Raw genomic sequence first — 596 nt, 5'->3', positions numbered from 1 at the left:
CACCACCACGCCCGCGGTCGGCGGGAGAGGCCGGGAGGGAGGAAGACGAACGGAAGGACGGACGGCGCCGGCTTACCCACTCTTGACATCTTCTGCAAAGCTATAGAGATATAGTGGAGGTTAACAGAATGACAGATGGTGCATGGTTGTCGTCAGCTCGTGTCGTGAGATGTTAGGTTAAGTCCTGCAACGAGCGCAACCCTTTTCTTTAGTTACTAATATTAAGTTAAGGACTCTAGAGATACTGCCTGGGTAACCAGGAGGAAGGTGGGGACGACGTCAAATCATCATGCCTCTTACGAGTGGGGCAACACACGTGCTACAATGGTCGGTACAAAGAGAAGCAATATGGTGACATGGAGCAAATCTCAAAAAACCGATCTCAGTTCGGATTGAAGTCTGCAACTCGACTTCATGAAGTCGGAATCGCTAGTAATCGTAGATCAGCTACGCTACGGTGAATACGTTCTCGGGTTTTGTACACACCGCCCGTCGCACCATGGGAGTTGGTAATGCCCAAAGTCGGTGAGTTAACTTCGGAGACCATTGCCTAAGGCAGGACTAATGACTGGGGTGAAGTCGTAACAAGGTAGCCG

At 50.8% G+C, this 596-nt stretch carries 1 rRNA gene; it reads left to right on the top strand.

From position 1 onward, the window contains the following. Nucleotides 1-596: ribosomal RNA gene (locus C1A38_RS30455) — 16S ribosomal RNA — on the top strand; the annotation flags it as partial.

The sequence above is a fragment of the Verrucosispora sp. ts21 genome (genome assembly GCF_002879555.1).
Taxonomy (GTDB): Bacteria; Actinomycetota; Actinomycetes; order Mycobacteriales; family Micromonosporaceae; genus Micromonospora; species Micromonospora gifhornensis.
This window is presented reverse-complemented; position numbering and strand designations above follow the sequence as displayed.